The organism is Sphingomonas sp. BL-S-28, assembly GCF_055521515.1.
The window spans coordinates 2,666,791-2,681,572 of the sequence record NZ_CM145484.1 but is presented as its reverse complement, the minus strand read 5'-3'; the positions used below and the strand labels follow the sequence as shown (position 1 = coordinate 2,681,572).

Genomic DNA, 14,782 nt, shown 5'->3' with positions numbered 1-14,782 from the left:
TGTTTCCTCAGGTCAGGATTGCGCGAAGGCGATTGCGGCCTTCAGCACGTCTTGCAGGATCGGGGTGAGGGCGGCGGCACGCGCCGCCGAATAGGGCAGGGGCCAGTTGGCTTCGCTGGGCACTTCGGGCTCATCCATGTAACCGCGAATGGCGAGTTCCATCTGGATCGCATGGACGCCGCTGGCAGGCTCTCCGTAATGCCGCGTGGTCCAGCCGCCGCGGAAACGGCCGTCGAGAACGTGGCTCAGGCCGCTTGCCTTGCAGACTTCGACCACGGCGGCGGAAAGCGCCGGATCGCAGGTCTGGCCAAGGTTGGTGCCAATGTTGAACTGCGGCAATTCGCCATCGAACAGGCGCGGCACGTGGCTGCGGATCGAGTGCGCGTCATAGACCACGACTTTGCCGTGGAGCTTGCGCAGCCGCTCGATCTCGGAGCGAAGCGCGGCGTGATACGGATCGAACCAGAGCGTGCGGCGGCGGGTGATCTCGGCTTCGTCAGGGCCTTCGGTCTTGTAGAGCGGCTCTCCGTCGAACGTGGTCGTCGGGCAGAGTTCCGTCGTCGCCTGCCCGGGATAGAGCGAGGCGCCAGAAGGATCGCGGTTGAGGTCGATCACGCTGCGCGAAACGCGCGCAGCAATCGTCGTCGCGCCAAGCTCGCGGGCGAAGGCGTAGAGATCGTCCACCCACCAGTCGGCATCGCGCCGCGCCAGCCATTCCGAGCGGAAGGCCGGACCAAGATCGGCGAGATCGGTGCCGACATGCGGAAAGGCGACGAGTAGCGGCGCCTCCCCGCGATGAAGCGTGAAGCTAGCGCTCATGCGCTTCGCCCCATGCGACTGCCATTACCCATCACCTGGTCATTGCGAGCGTAGCGAAGCAATCCAGGGGCGGCCTTGTGCTGCACTGGATTGCCGCGTCGGCTATGCCTCCTCGCAATGACGAAAGAGTGGGGATGAGCGAACAGGGGCATCAGGCGATTCCGGGCAGCAGGTTGCCGCCGATATCCACAAGCGCGCCGGATCGGATCAGTACGTTCGCGGCTTCCATGTCGGGGTGGAAGTGGCGGTCTTCCTCCAGCGTCGGCACCTGCGCGCGCAGGGTTTCGCGCGCCTGCTCCAGCACCTTGCTGGATGCCAGCGGGGCGTGGAAATCGATGCCCTGCACGGCGGCGAGCAGTTCGATGCCCAGCACCGCGCTGGCGTTCTCCACCATGCCGATCAGGCGGCGGGCGCCGTGGGCGGCCATCGAGACGTGGTCTTCCTGATTGGCCGAAGTCGGGATCGAATCGACCGATGCAGGATAGGCCTTCTGCTTGTTTTCGGAGACCAGCGCGGCGGCAGTGACCTGCGGGATCATGAAGCCGGAATTCAGGCCGGGGCGCGGCGTCAGGAACGCGGGCAGGCCGGACAGCGCCGGGTCCACCAGCATTGCCACGCGGCGTTCGGAGATCGAGCCGATCTCGCAGACGGCCAGCGCGATCATGTCGGCGGCGAAGGCGACGGGCTCGGCATGGAAGTTGCCGCCGGAGAGCGCCTCGTCCGCTTCCGGAAAGATCAGCGGGTTGTCGGAAACGCCGTTGGCCTCGATCTCCAGCGTCGTGGCCGCCTGGCGCAGCACGTCGAGCGCGGCGCCCATGACCTGCGGCTGGCAGCGCAGGCAGTACGGGTCCTGCACGCGGGCGTCATTCTCAAGATGGCTGGCGCGGATTGCGGAACCGTCCATCAGCGCGCGCAGGGCGTCGGCCACCTCGATCTGGCCGGGATGGCGGCGCAATGCGTGTATGCGGCGGTCGAACGGGGTGTCGGAACCCTTGGCCGCCTCGGTCGAGAGCGCGCCGGTGACGAGCGCGGACTGGAACAGGCGCTCCGCCTCGAACAGTCCGGCAAGGGCATTGGCGGTCGAGAACTGGGTGCCGTTGAGAAGGGCGAGGCCTTCCTTGGCGCCGAGTTCTACCGGGGCGAGACCGGCCTGCGCCAGCGCTTCGGCGGCGGGGAGGCGCGCATCGCCCACGAAAATCTCGCCCACGCCGATCATCGTCGCGGCCATGTGCGAAAGCGGGGCAAGGTCGCCGCTGGCGCCAACCGAACCTTGGCTGGGCACTACCGGCGTCAGGCCCTTGGCCAGCATCGCTTCCAGCAGTTCCACCGTCTCTACGCGCACGCCCGAGGCACCCTGGGCAAGGCTGGCGAGCTTCAGCGCCATCATCAGGCGGATCACCGAAACGGGCGAGGGCTCACCGGTGCCGGCGGCGTGGCTGAGCACGATGTTGCGCTGCAGCGTGGCTAGATCCTCGTCACCGATGCGTACGCTGGCCAGCTTTCCGAAGCCGGTGTTGATGCCATAGACCGGCTGGCCCTTGGCAAGAATGCGGGCGACGGCGGCGGCGCTTTCGGCGATCACCGGCATGCACGCAGGATCGAGCTTCACGCCGGCGCCGCGATAGATCGCGCGCCAATCCCTGAGGCTCACCGTGCCGGGGGTTAGCAGCACTTCGTTCATTGACCACTCCAGATGCGGGCATGGAGCGGATTCAGCCCCATGCGATAGACAAGTTCGGACGGATGCTGGACATCCCAGATCGCCAGATCGCAGCGCTTGCCGGCTTCCAGCGTGCCACGGTCCGCAAGACCCAGAGCGCGGGCGGCATTGCGGGTGACGCCAGCCAGGCATTCATCGACGGTGAGGCGGAACAGCGTCGCGCCCATGTTCATCGTCAGCAGCAGCGAGGTAAGCGGCGAGGTGCCGGGGTTGCAGTCGGTCGCCAGCGCGATCGGCACGCCGGCTGCGCGTAAGGCCGCAATCGGCGGCAGCACGGTTTCGCGCGTGAAGTAATAGGCGCCGGGCAGCAGCGTAGCGACAGTGCCGGATGCGGCCATGGCGTCTATCCCGGCGAGATCGAGATGTTCGAGATGATCGGCGGAAAGCGCGCCGAACCGGGCGGCGAGCGCGGCTCCGTGAAGGTTCGAAAGCTGTTCCGCGTGAAGCTTCACCGGCAGGCCGTGCGCGCGGGCGGCGGCGAACAGGCGCTCGGTTTGCTGCGCGGAAAAGCCGATGCCTTCGCAGAAGGCGTCCACCGCGTCGGCAAGGCCTTCGCGGGCGACTTCGGGCAGCATGATTTGGCAGATATGCTCGATGTAGCCGTCGGCATCTCCGGCGAATTCGGGCGGCAGCGCGTGGGCTCCCAGGAATGTGGTGGCGATGGAAACCGGCCGCTCGCTGCCCAGCCGCCGCGCGGCGCGCAGCATTCGGAGTTCGCTGGCAAGGTCTAGGCCATAGCCGGACTTCACCTCGACGGTCGTCGCGCCTTCGCCGATCAGCGCGTCGAGCCGGGGCAGGGCGCTGGCGACAAGGTCGTCCTCGCTGGCGGCGCGCGTGGCCTTCATGGTGGAGACGATGCCCCCGCCGGCGCGGGCGATTTCCTCATAGCTGGCGCCCGCCAGCCGCAGCTCGAACTCGCGCGCGCGGTTGCCGGCATGAATCAGGTGCGTGTGGCAATCGACAAGGCCGGGGGTAATCCAGCGACCCTCGCAATCGGTGACGATGTGGCCTTGCAGCGCAGGCGCATCGGCCTCGGGCCCGGCGTAGACGATCTTGCCGTCCGTCGCCGCGATCATGCCGCGTTCGATCACGCCGATGCCATCCGCTTCCGGGGCCATCGTGGCGAGGCGGGCGTTGGTCCAGATCGTATCGCAGCGCATGGCGGGCCAGTCTCTCCGGGCGGTTCACTCTCTGCCGCGTCTTATTGCATCGGCCTGCGATAATGTATAGACAAAAAGAAGTCCAAGGGAGTGCCCGATGTCTCAAGCCCAGCCGCGTCAGTCCTTTACGATCCATGCGGGCCGCGCGTTTATCGAGTCCGGAAGCGAGTCTGGTTGGGCACGGGACGTGCGCTTTACGGTCGCGGATGGGCGGATCGCGCGGATCGAGTCGGGTGCCCGGCCGGACACTGCTGACCAACGCCACGCCTGTGTGGTTCCCGGCATCCCCAACCTTCACAGCCACGCCTTCCAGCGCGGCATGGCCGGCCTTGCCGAGCAGCGCGGGAATAGCGACGACAGCTTCTGGACATGGCGGGAGGTCATGTACCGTTTCCTCGACCGCATGACGCCGGAGGATCTCCACGCCATCGCGGCGCTGGCGGCGATGGAGATGCTGGAGAGCGGCTTCACGCGCCTTAGCGAGTTTCACTACCTTCACCACGATGCCGACGGGCATGCCTATGCCGATCCCGCGCGCATGTGCGCGGCGGTTGCCGAGGCGGCGGCGGAAACCGGCATCGGGCTGACGCTGCTGCCGGTGTTCTATGCCCATTCGGGTTTCGGCGCTCTGGCGCCGAACCATGGGCAGCGCCGGTTCATTCACGATCTGGACGGCTTTGCGCGCCTGCTGGACGGTGCCCGCGCGGCGGTTTCCGGACTGGACGAGGCGGTGGTCGGCCTTGCGCCGCATAGCCTGCGCGCGGTCTGTCCGGACGAACTGCTGCGTCTGGAGGCAATGGCGGGGCAGGCCCCGATCCATATCCACATCGCCGAGCAGATGAAGGAAGTGGAAGACTGCCTCGCCTGGAGCGGCCAGCGCCCGGTCGAATGGCTGCTGGATCATGCGGAAGTGGATCGCCGTTGGTGCATGGTCCACGCCACGCACATGACGGCGGAAGAGACATCCCGCCTTGCGCTCAGCGGCGCGGTGGCGGGGCTTTGCCCGATTACCGAGGCCAATCTGGGTGACGGCCTGTTCCCGATGGCGGACTGGCTGGCGGCCGGGGGTGCTTACGGGATCGGCAGCGATTCCAACGTATTGATCGACGCGACCGAGGAAATGCGCCTGCTCGAATACGGGCAGCGATTGTTCACGCGAAAGCGCAACCTGCTGGCCGATGCCAATACGGCTTCGACCGGGGAAGCGATCTGGCAAGCCACGCTGAAGGGCGGTGCGCAAGCGTTGGGCGTGGAGGCAGGGCTCAAAACGGGCTGCGCCTTCGATGCGGTTTCGCTCGATCTCGATCATCCCTCGCTCTGCGCGCGGGGGGCGGATCGCGTGCTCGATGGGCTGGTCTTCGCCTCCGGGCGTGCCGGCATCGATTGCGTCTGGCGCTTCGGCAAGCAGGTGGTTAGCTCTGGCCGCCACCACGCACGCGACGGGATCGTCCGACGCTATCGGATGACTCTGGACCGACTCTGCGCATGACCCTTTCCGAACGTATCCGCCACGATTTCGAGAGCCGCATCCTCTCCGGCACACTTGCGCCCGGCGAACGCCTGCCGACCGAGCAGGAATTGATGGAACTCTACGGCTGCGCGCGGATGACGGTGAACAAGGCGCTCTCCGCACTGTCCGCCGCCGGGCTGGTCGAGCGGCGGCGCAAGGCGGGCACGTTCGTCGCTCGGCCGCGCGTGCATTCGATGGCGATGGACATTCCCGACCTCGGCGCCGAAGTCGCCGCGCGCGGGCAGGCCTATCGCTTCGCGCTCTCGCGCCGCAAGCTGGTGCGCGCCGCCGAGGCTACGGTGAAGTGGGATGTGGACGGTGAAGTGCCGCTGCTCGAACTGTCGGGCATCCACTTTGCGGACGATGCGCCGATGGCGTGGGAACATCGCTTCGTGAACGCGGCAGCGGTGCCGGAAATCGTGGAGGCCGAGTTCTCCTCCCCCGGCGGCTGGCTGCTGGAACATGTGCCGTGGACCGAGGCCGATGCGCGGATCACCGCCGCCGCCGCAACCGGCGCGGAGGCCAAGGCGCTGGCCGTCGCCAGCGGCGCACCCTGCCTCTGCATCGAACGCCGGACGTGGCGGGGAGCGGAGCCGATCACTTACGTCCGCCAGCTTTTCCTGGCTGGTAGCTATGAACTCAACGCCCACTTCGGGCCCACCGCCGGAATGCGCTGAGCCGATACAGCGCCGGAGGGATGCTTATCGCTTCGGCTTGGTCCGTCTGATTGCATTTGCTAAACACCTGTTCAACAAGAGCGGGAGAGAGCATGGCGGATCAGGCACCCATCGCACTGGTTACGGGCGCAAGCCGGGGCGCAGGGCGGGGCATCGCCATCGCGCTGGGCAGTCACGGCTGCACGGTCTACGTCACCGGACGCAGCCAGTCTTCGGGCGATCATGCGCTTCCGGGCACGATCTACGAGACCGCCGAAGCGGTCACGGCGGCGGGCGGTCGCGGGGTTGCGGTGGCGTGCGATCATTCGGATGACGAACAGGTCGCCGCGCTGTTCGATCGCATTCTGGCGGATGCGGGGCGGATCGACATCCTCGTCAACAATGCTGCGGCCATCCATGACGAACTGACCGATTCCGGGGAGTTCTGGGAAAAGCCGCTGAAGCTTTCCGGCTTGATCGATGTCGGCGTGCGCAGCGGTTATGTCGCCAGTTGGCATGCGGCACGGGCCATGGCGGAGCGCGATCACGGGCTGATCGTCTTCACTTCGGCTTCGGGCGCGGCGCACTATTCGCTGGGCCCCGCCTATGGCGCGCACAAGGCGGGCATGGACAAGATGGCCTTCGATATGGCCGCCGATTTCCGCCACGCCGGGCGTGAAGTTTGCGCCGTCTCGATCTGGATGGGCGCACTGCTGACGGACCGGCTGAAGGCGATCATCGCGTCCGATCCAGCCAAGTACGGCCATCTGGAAGGGCACTGCGAGAACCCGGAGTTCACCGGCCACGTGATCTGGGAACTTTACAACGACCCCTACCTCGCCGGGATGAACGGCAAGACGCTCGTGGGCGCGGAAGTGGCGCGCAAGTATGGGCTCACCGACAAGGGCCGCGTGCCGCCGACTGCTGCCGAACTGCACGGCGTGGAGCCGCTGCAATTCCATCCCGCCGTCATCCGCTGAACCGGAGAGCCTGCCATGGACCAGACCGAGCAACTCGCGCGCGATGTGCGCTATCTGATGGATCGCCGCGCGATAGAGGATTGCGTGCACCGCCATGCGCGGGGGCATGACCGCTTCGACGTGGAATTGCTGACGGCGGCCTATCACCCTGACGGTGTGGACGAACATGGCGCCTCGGCCGTGAATGAGGGCCCGGCTTATGCCGAGTGGGCGAACGCCATTCACGGAGCGGGCTGCCAGCTCTGCCTGCACAACATCACCACGCACAATTGCGAGATCGACGGCGATGTGGCCCATGCCGAAAGCTATGTGCTGGTCGGCCTGCTTAACCCGGATGGGAAGACGGTGCGCTTCATCAATGGGCGCTATGTCGATCGGCTGGAGAAGCGCGACGGCGAATGGCGCATCGCCTTGCGCCGCTGCACCGTGGACCTGCTGATCGCGGGCGACGCTTCGATCCTGGAGATGCCGCAGTTCAAGGCCGGCGGCTATATCAAGGGCAGCCGCGACCGGGAGGATGTGTCCTATGCTCGCCCGCTGTCGCTGGAGGTTCCGACCAGCCGCTGGTGAAACCGGCCTCTCCGGCCCCTCACAAATCCCCACCTTCGTCATTGCGAGCGTAGCGAAGCAATCCAGGGGCGGTTTGCGCCGCTTTGGATTGCTTCGCTACGCTCGCAATGACGAAGAAGGTTCGTTCGGTGGTCGTGGCAAGCAAGGCGCTGCTCGCGAAGTCAATTCACCGTCGCATCGAACCGGATCGCGAAGCTCGATCCTCCCGCCAGCGTGGGCGCGCTCGCCTTGACGGTGCCTGAGGCATAAGAGGCGCCATAAGGGTCGCTTTCGTCGCTGCCCGTATCGTTGTCGTCCTCCGCCGTGGTCGCGCTGGCGCAGTCACTGCCGGAGGTGATGCTGCCCGCGATGTAAGTGAGCGTCGCGGGGATCGGGTCGGATGCGGTGACGCTGGTGGCCGCGCTGCTGCCGGTATTGGCGACGAGGATGCAGTACCGCACCGTCGCACCGGGGATCGCCTTGGGATTGTTCGTCCCGCTCACCGGATCGCTGACCACCGAACTGGTCTTGGAAACGGCCAGCGTCGTGCTCGGGCGGCAGAAGGTGATGTCGTGCAGGGCGATGGCCTGCTGGCCGGGGTCGCTGGGCGCCATGGCGTGGTTGCCATAGCGGATGAGGATGGTGTCGATCGGCTGCGAGAAGGTGACGGTGACGGTGCCGTCCGCGCTGGCATCATCGCTGAGGCCGTCACCATAGGCGCTGTTGCCGATCACGTAGTTGGATACGCCGTTGGTCAGCGTGGGGGTGACCGCGGCGCCGTTGTAGCGGCCCTCCACGGTCACCTTGTCGGCAAACTGGCCGGAATAGTAGTCGACATCAAAGATCTTGAACTGCGCGCCGGGCAGGGCGGTGGGCAGGGTGATCGTGGTCGTCGCCTCCGCGCTCACGCTGGGCATGTTGACCATTTCGAACAGCGCATAATCGTTAAGCCCGCCGTTGACGACGTTCTGCCGCACTGGCGACTGGCCGCCGTAGGTCGAACTGCTGAGCCACGTGCCCTGATTGGTCAGCGCGAAGCTGATCGTGCCCAGCGTGTCGAAGGAATAGGAATTGCTGGTGCTGCCCGCCGTCCAGGCGCGGTTGCTCCAGTCGAACACCACCGATCCCGCCGCGCAGGAAAGCGCGGGCGGCGTGCCGGCCACGCGGCTGCCGGTGACGGTCAGCGTGGCGCTGGCATAGTCGTCCTCACCGGTTGCGCCGTTGCCGGGCGTGGAATCCGGGTCGCTTTGGTCGCTGGCGGTGATCTCCGCCGTATTGGTGAGCGTGGCGCCCGCACTGGCGTTGACGGTGCCGGTTATGTCTATGGTGACGCTGGCGCCGGGGGCGACCGATCCCACTGTCCACACCCCGGTTGCGGCATTGAAGGAACCGGTGCCGTTCGACGAGACATAGGTGAAGCCATCCGGCAGCGTGTCGGTGACTTTCACGTTGGTCGCGGTGTCGGTGGAGGTGCTGGCGTTGGTCACCGTCAGGCGGAAGGTGGCAAGGCTGCCGGCGGTGGGGCTGCTGGTGAGCAGCGTGTTGGCCAGCGAAAGGTCCGCGCCCTTGGCGTCGAATCCGAGACCCGACAGCACGATGTACTGCGCATTGGGGTTCGCCGTGCCGGAGACGGCGTAGCTGTTGTAGACGATGCGGATGCGCTTCACGGCCTGGGTACCGAAGTCGAAATCGATATTGCCGCGGTTCTGTGCGTTGGTGCTAGCGGCATTGCCATACCAACCTGTCGAGGTGCTGGTAACGGCGCTGCCATCGGTCCAATACGATGTGCCAGCCGCGTTCACGAATGTGCCATTGCCGGTGTCGTAATAGACCGTCACCGCGTCCTGATTGTAGGTGCTGCCGCTGCCCGTCTCGCGGTCCACGTCGGCCAGCGTGAAGGCGAGGCCGGTGACGCTGCGGCCCAGCGTGATGTCCATGGTGATCTTGTTGTTCGCATCGAAGCGCGATGCATCGAAGTTCAGCAGCAGAGTCGGGCTGACGCCGCCGATGGAACTCGTGTTGTAGACCACATAGTTGCTGTAGCCGGACGCGACGGCGAAAGTGCCCGCGCCGCCGACTGTGGTGCTCCAACTGGTGCTCACGGTGGTGCCGTCGCTGGCGGCCATCGACGTGGAAGTGCCCACCGATCCGCCATTGGACACACCAAGGCTCGACCATGCAGCAGTCGCGCTCTGCGCCTGCGCGGTGCCGGCCAGCAGCAGGGCGGCCAATGCGGCGAAGAGGGCGAGCAGGCGCGCGGTCATCGGCCCAGCCCCAGGAAGCCCAGGCTGTTCTTGTCGAACTTGGCGCGAAGGGTGGCGAACACGCCCTTGTTGGTGCTGCGCGCGGCCGAATAGTCGCGGTCGCGGAAGCCGGTGACGTTGTAGCCGATGGTCAAGAGCATGTCCTGCGTGGGCACCACGCTGATCTGCGGGCCGATGGCGAAGCTGGTGGTGTGTTCGGAGAAGGCACGGCGCACCGTGGCCGTGCCGCCAACGGAAATGCGGTTGCCGATGCCGATACCCAGATCGAGGCCGGCAACGGCGGTGAAGCCGGCCAGATCGAAATCCTCGTAACGGTCAAAGCTGTAGCGCCCCCCCACGAACAGGCCCAGTTCCATGCGGTGGACCATGCTTTTCCCTACCCCGCCATTAACCAACTTTGCGTTAACCAAACCGAGCGGCGACCAGTTGGTGGACAGGCTGGCGAGCAGGCGGCGCGCAATGGCATTGTCGCTGGCGGAAAGCGCGCTATTGCCGGCGGCATCGGAATCGCCATCGGTGCCCACGACCGATCGGTCGCTGCGGTATTCCAGCTTGGCGAGTGCGGCGAAGGGCGATTCCGCCGGGCGGTGGGCGAGCGAGATGGCGGCGTCGGTCACTTCGCTCACGGTGCCGTCTTCCGCCTTCGCATGTGTCCAGGTCACGCCGGACCCGACCACGCTGCCTTCGCCCAACTGGCGGATCGCGCCGAAAGTCAGGCCCTTGCGGTCGGTCACTTCGCCGCCCCGCCATTCGGCGCGGCCGGTGATCGACCAGCGCTCATGCCGCCATGCCGCGCCGAAAGTGAGGGCGGTGAAATCCTCGAACAGCAGCGCGTCGGATGTGCTGATCTGGCCGCCGCTGGTGACGGGCTGGAACTCGTTGATGATCTTCGAAGCCGATACGCCGCCCACCGTGCGGTTGCCGTCCACGGTGGCGTCCAGCGTCAGGCTCTTGGTCACCGGCAGGCTTTGGGCAAGGCCATAGGCGGCGAAGGCGCGGTTGCCGTATTCGCCAATGTCCTGAAAGCCCATGCCACCCGAAACGCGCGCATTGGTCCATGCGGCGGTCTCGATCCCGCCCTTCAGCGTGCGCGCGTTGATCGCATCGCCCAGCGCGATCTCGTAGCTGGCAGTGGCGCGAATATCCTGCGTGACCGCATAGCGCAGGCCAAGGCGGTGGCGGGTGGGCAGGTCCACCGAATCCGTGCGGGCCAGCGGCATGCTGGAATCGGCGGAGAGTTCCAGCCGGTTGCCCAGCAGGCGGCGGGTCGCGCCGAATTCAAGGACGGTGGAATTGGCATCGCTGCCATCGGCCAGATGATCCGCCACTTCTGTCACGCCCGCGCGCAAGTCGGTCTGGCCGTTGCGCCAGTTGAACTGCGCTTTCACGGCATCGCGGCGGGCGGCGTCGGTCAGGCTCTCGTCGTGCCAGGCGCTGGCGGTGAGGCTGAGGCCCTCGGCAAAAGTGTAGCGCCCGTCCACGCCGAACTTGCGGCGGCCGCGCTCGGCGATGGACTGCTGGTTGGTGCCGTAATCGGCGTCGATCGAGCGGGCATAGGCCAGCATGTCCAGCTTGCCGGTGTGGTGCTCCACTTCGACCAGCCACGCCTCGGACGTCTGCGCGTCCGCGCGGCTGGCACCCAGTTCGGCGCGCAGTTCGGACCGGGGGCCGAAGCGCAGGCGGGCATCGACCGCGCCGATCTCCGTATGGGTTTCGCCATCGCGGTCGGATATGGCCGAGGCGCCGAGGCGCAGCGCCCCGTTCGCCAGCGTCACGTCGCCGCGCAGGCCGGCATTCCACTGGCCATGGTCCAGATTGCTGTCGACTTCGTAGTCGACGACGATGAAGCGTGGGTTGAGGTCGGAATCGCGGCTGAGCACCGGCGACTTGAACGTGATCGTGCCCGAGACCAGGTCCACATCGTAATCGAGGTACCGCGTCAGCGGCGTGCTCTCCACCACCAGTTCGGAGCGGAAGCGGTCGCGCACGACCAGCGTCACCGTCTCGCTATTGGCGACGATGGCTCTGGACGAAAGGCTGTAGGGCCCGGAAATGCCGGCGCCCTGAAGCTCGTCATGGCGGTGGCTGGTTTCGATCTTGGCGGCAAAGCCCTGCACGTGGACCGCGCCCAGCCGCCCCTCCGCCTTGGCGCCGGTGGCGGTGCGGACGTAGCGGGCAAGCTGGGTCTGGTCGAACCCCGTGTCGATATCGCCGTAGATCGCGTAGAACGTGCGGCTTTCGATGCGCACGTAGAGCTTGTCGCGGCTGGCGGCATCGAAGCGGCGGGTCGATCCGTCGGCGAAGACGGTGTAATAGGCCTGGGGATCGATGGTGCCCAGCAGCACCTGATCGTCGCGCTGCTTGGCGCTGTCATAGGCGGCGGTGACAAGGAAGCTGCCGAGCACGCGGCCCTTGGCATAGAAGGCGGTGCGCGCGTGCTTGCCAAGGTCGCTGTCGAACGAGCCGCTCTGCTGCATGGCGTCGGCGATGGACTGCGAACCCACTGCGCCCTCGGCCAGACCCACCAGCGTCCATTTCTGGTCGCCCGGAACCACCCAGCCTTCAAGGTCCTGCGTGCTGGAGACTTCGCCGTCCGCGAAAGTGAACGTCAGGTGCAGCGGGCCGGAGACCATGGTGGGCGCGAGTTCGACAAGGGCAATGCCGTCATCGCCCTCGACCGTCCAGGTGGGCGAAGTGCTGCCGGAACCGCTGAGCTGCCGCTGCTGCATCCGCTCGATGGCAGCGGCGCTTTCGTAGGGCGCGTTGATCGAGAGCGCGCCGGAAACGCCCGCGCGCACCGGGTTGCCCTTGCGGTCGGTCAGGCGCAGCGCGATCACGGGGCGCGACCGGCCATCGGCAACAAGGTGCGACCGCTCGCGCAGGATCTGCGCATGGGCGGGCGCGGCGGCGAAATGTACGTCGCGGGAGAGTTCCGCCGCCACCGAGCCATCGGCATTGCGCACGGTCGCGGCCAGATGGGTCACTTCGCCGTCCAGTGGCACGCCCCGCCAGATGCTGACAGCGTAGCGGCCATCGGCGGACTTCTTCACGCCATCGAAGCTGAGCGCGGGCACTGCCTTGCCGGCGGCGGTGAGGTCCACCTTCTGGCCTGGCTTGTGGCGGATCACCACGCGGATGGCAGGCGCGCGCGGGTTGTGATCGGGCGCGGGGAACAGGAAATCGATCGGGCCGTCACCCATCGCCAGCCAGTCGACGCCGCCGCCTGCGGCCTTGGCATCGTCCAGCACGGGCGCACCGTCGGGAGCCGGTTCGGTCGGCGCAACAGTCTTCGGATCTACCGGCGCGGGCAGGGCGCTCGCGGGAACCACGGCATAGAAATCGGCAGTGACGAGGCTGCCGCCCTGGCCGATGGCAAACAGCGAGTTCGCCTTGCCCGCATTGCGCACCGAGTTTCGGCAATCGACGAAATGCCCACCTGCGGGCAGCGTATCGGGCTCTGCCTGCACGACATGGGTGCCGGGGACGAGGCCCTCGAAGTGGAAGCGGCCATCGGCATCGGTAACGGCGAAGCTGCCGTCTTCCAGCATCACGCGCACGCCGGGAATACCCTGGCGGCCCGAGGTCACGGTGCAGTCCCCGGCGCTGACGCGGCCGATCACGGTCATGCGCGATCCGATCGTGTCTTTCTCGATCTTCACCACGGCGCTGGCCTTCTCGGTATCACCGCGCAAGTCGGTGGTTTCGGCAAGGTTCAGCGCTTGTCCCGCCGGCGCATCGCCGCGCACGCTCATCGCGTAGACGACCGTGCGGGTGCCACCGGCAGGAATCGCGGCAAGGTTGATCGCCAGGCGACTGCCGTCGGCGGCGACGCTCACCGCACCGCCTTCCGGCTTTGCGCCGTCGACGCGGATCGAGGACTTGCGCAGGCGCAGCCATGCCGAGGGCGTATCGACCAGCACCACGCCGGATTTGGCGCGGCCTGCATCGGAATTGCGCACGGTGACGGTGTAGAACACCACATCGCCCGGATTGGCACTGGCGCGTGAGGCGGTCTTGGTCAGCGACACCGCATTCTCGGCGCCATCGACCGGGATGTCGACGCGCACCGGCGCGGGGGAGGACAGCGTCACCACGCCGCCGAAGGAGGCATCCTCGATCACCATCGTATTGCCGTCCGGCCGCGTGAACGTGGCCAACACCGTGCGCGCGACGGTTGAGGGCGCGGTGTAGCCTTCGGGCGGTTCGATCTCCAGCCGGTAGCGGCCCAGTGGCGCCAGCGGGAAGCGGTATTCGCCCGCATCGAATGCGTAAGTGTTGCCCGCGCCATCGGTCACCGGCTCGCCCGAAACCACCGTGGAGGGCCAGGTAGTCACGCCGTCGTCGGCGTAGACGGTGGCGGGCAGGCCGGTGTCCGCATTGATCAGCGTGATCCGCGCGCCGGTTACCGCTGTGCCGCTCTCACTGTCGAACACCATGCCGTAGGGATCGGCCAGCACGGCGACCACGGCGCTGGCGATGGTCTTGTGCGTGGTGGCGGAGTTGTAGGCGATGGTGATCGTGTCGTCGTTGGCGACGCTGAGGCGGCAGTCGTTGGCCTTGGGCGAAGGCGGGATTGCGGTGGTGGGGATCGACCCCGCGAAGACGCCGGTATTGGCGCCGGTTTCGTAGATCGTGATCTCTTCCACGTCGCCCTGCGAGGTGGTGAGGGTGACGGTGATCGCATCGATGGCGGAGGCATCGAGATTGGCGCTGGCCGCCTCGATCCGGATCACAAGATCCTCCCCGATGTGGAAGGTCTTGGCGCTGGCGATGGCGGTCAGCGTCGCGGTTGTTGCCGTCCGCGCGGTGGCGGAGAGTTCGGTGCCGCCGCAAGTGGTTGCGGAGAGCGGCGTCGACAGCGAGGACGAGGAGACCGGGCGATAGGTCTGGATCGTCGCGATGGTTTGCACGACGTCGAAGCTGACTTCGTTCGAGCGGACCGCACCTGTGGTTCCGTCATGCGACCATGCGGCATCGGCGATATTGGAAACGGTGGCGGCCTCGGCGAGCGGGCTGGCTGCAATCTGGACGCAGGCAAGCGACAGCAGCGCCCCGAAGGACGCTGCTGCGCGCTTGAAGTTCGTCCAGAAGTGCACCCGGCCCCCGCCTGTCCCTCAGTCCGTT

Annotated in this window: 9 protein-coding genes; 4 read left to right on the top strand and 5 right to left on the bottom strand. The window is 66.7% G+C overall.

All coding sequences use genetic code 11. From position 1 onward, the window contains the following. Positions 1–12: 12 nt before the first annotated feature. The 3 genes from hutG to hutI form a co-directional block, all read right to left on the bottom strand. Positions 13–819, bottom strand: a complete 807-nt coding sequence (gene hutG, locus ACZ1JC_RS21335) for an N-formylglutamate deformylase (protein WP_465138260.1) — start codon at positions 817–819, stop codon at positions 13–15. Between the two features lie 151 nt (positions 820–970). Continuing rightward, positions 971–2,500, bottom strand: a complete 1,530-nt coding sequence (gene hutH, locus ACZ1JC_RS21330) for a histidine ammonia-lyase (RefSeq protein WP_465138261.1) — start codon at positions 2,498–2,500, stop codon at positions 971–973. Continuing rightward, positions 2,497–3,699 (bottom strand): imidazolonepropionase, encoded by a 1,203-nt coding sequence (gene hutI, locus ACZ1JC_RS21325; RefSeq protein ID WP_465138262.1) that lies wholly within the window; start codon positions 3,697–3,699, stop codon positions 2,497–2,499. The genes hutH and hutI overlap by 4 nt, the downstream gene beginning before the upstream one ends. Positions 3,700–3,796: 97 nt before the next feature. Between hutI and ACZ1JC_RS21320 the strand changes: the two genes are divergently transcribed. The 4 genes from ACZ1JC_RS21320 to ACZ1JC_RS21305 all read left to right on the top strand — a co-directional run bounded on the left by ACZ1JC_RS21320 (position 3,797) and on the right by ACZ1JC_RS21305 (position 7,415). Continuing rightward, positions 3,797–5,188, top strand: coding sequence for a formimidoylglutamate deiminase (locus ACZ1JC_RS21320; protein WP_465138263.1), 1,392 nt, complete (start codon positions 3,797–3,799; stop codon positions 5,186–5,188). Next, positions 5,179–5,886, top strand: a complete 708-nt coding sequence (locus ACZ1JC_RS21315; protein ID WP_465138523.1) for a UTRA domain-containing protein — start codon at positions 5,179–5,181, stop codon at positions 5,884–5,886. The genes ACZ1JC_RS21320 and ACZ1JC_RS21315 overlap by 10 nt, the downstream gene beginning before the upstream one ends. A gap of 92 nt (positions 5,887–5,978) precedes the next feature. After that, positions 5,979–6,845 (top strand): SDR family NAD(P)-dependent oxidoreductase, encoded by an 867-nt coding sequence (locus ACZ1JC_RS21310; RefSeq protein ID WP_465138264.1) that lies wholly within the window; start codon positions 5,979–5,981, stop codon positions 6,843–6,845. Between the two features lie 15 nt (positions 6,846–6,860). Beyond that, the gene (locus ACZ1JC_RS21305; protein ID WP_465138265.1) at positions 6,861–7,415 is read left to right on the top strand and encodes a nuclear transport factor 2 family protein; all 555 of its coding nucleotides are present in this window, start codon (positions 6,861–6,863) and stop codon (positions 7,413–7,415) included. Between the two features lie 161 nt (positions 7,416–7,576). Here ACZ1JC_RS21305 and ACZ1JC_RS21300 read toward each other — a convergent pair whose 3' ends face one another. Together ACZ1JC_RS21300 and ACZ1JC_RS21295 are read right to left on the bottom strand one after the other, a co-directional pair. Next, positions 7,577–9,658, bottom strand: coding sequence for a proprotein convertase P-domain-containing protein (locus ACZ1JC_RS21300; RefSeq protein ID WP_465138266.1), 2,082 nt, complete (start codon positions 9,656–9,658; stop codon positions 7,577–7,579). Then, positions 9,655–14,754 carry a hypothetical protein gene (locus tag ACZ1JC_RS21295; RefSeq protein WP_465138267.1) on the bottom strand — a complete coding sequence of 1,700 codons (5,100 nt, stop codon included), beginning with the start codon at positions 14,752–14,754 and terminating at the stop codon, positions 9,655–9,657. The genes ACZ1JC_RS21300 and ACZ1JC_RS21295 overlap by 4 nt, the downstream gene beginning before the upstream one ends. Positions 14,755–14,782: the final 28 nt, after the last annotated feature.

Excerpts from the sequence above, each read along its gene's own strand:
- hutG (WP_465138260.1), bottom strand. The coding sequence starts at position 819 with ATGAGCGCTAGCTTCACGCTTCATCGCGGGGAGGCGCCGCTACTCGTC.
- hutH (WP_465138261.1), bottom strand. The coding sequence starts at position 2,500 with ATGAACGAAGTGCTGCTAACCCCCGGCACGGTGAGCCTCAGGGATTGG.
- hutI (WP_465138262.1), bottom strand. The coding sequence starts at position 3,699 with ATGCGCTGCGATACGATCTGGACCAACGCCCGCCTCGCCACGATGGCC.
- ACZ1JC_RS21320 (WP_465138263.1), top strand. The coding sequence starts at position 3,797 with ATGTCTCAAGCCCAGCCGCGTCAGTCCTTTACGATCCATGCGGGCCGC.
- ACZ1JC_RS21310 (WP_465138264.1), top strand. The coding sequence starts at position 5,979 with ATGGCGGATCAGGCACCCATCGCACTGGTTACGGGCGCAAGCCGGGGC.
- ACZ1JC_RS21305 (WP_465138265.1), top strand. The coding sequence starts at position 6,861 with ATGGACCAGACCGAGCAACTCGCGCGCGATGTGCGCTATCTGATGGAT.
- ACZ1JC_RS21300 (WP_465138266.1), bottom strand. The coding sequence starts at position 9,658 with ATGACCGCGCGCCTGCTCGCCCTCTTCGCCGCATTGGCCGCCCTGCTG.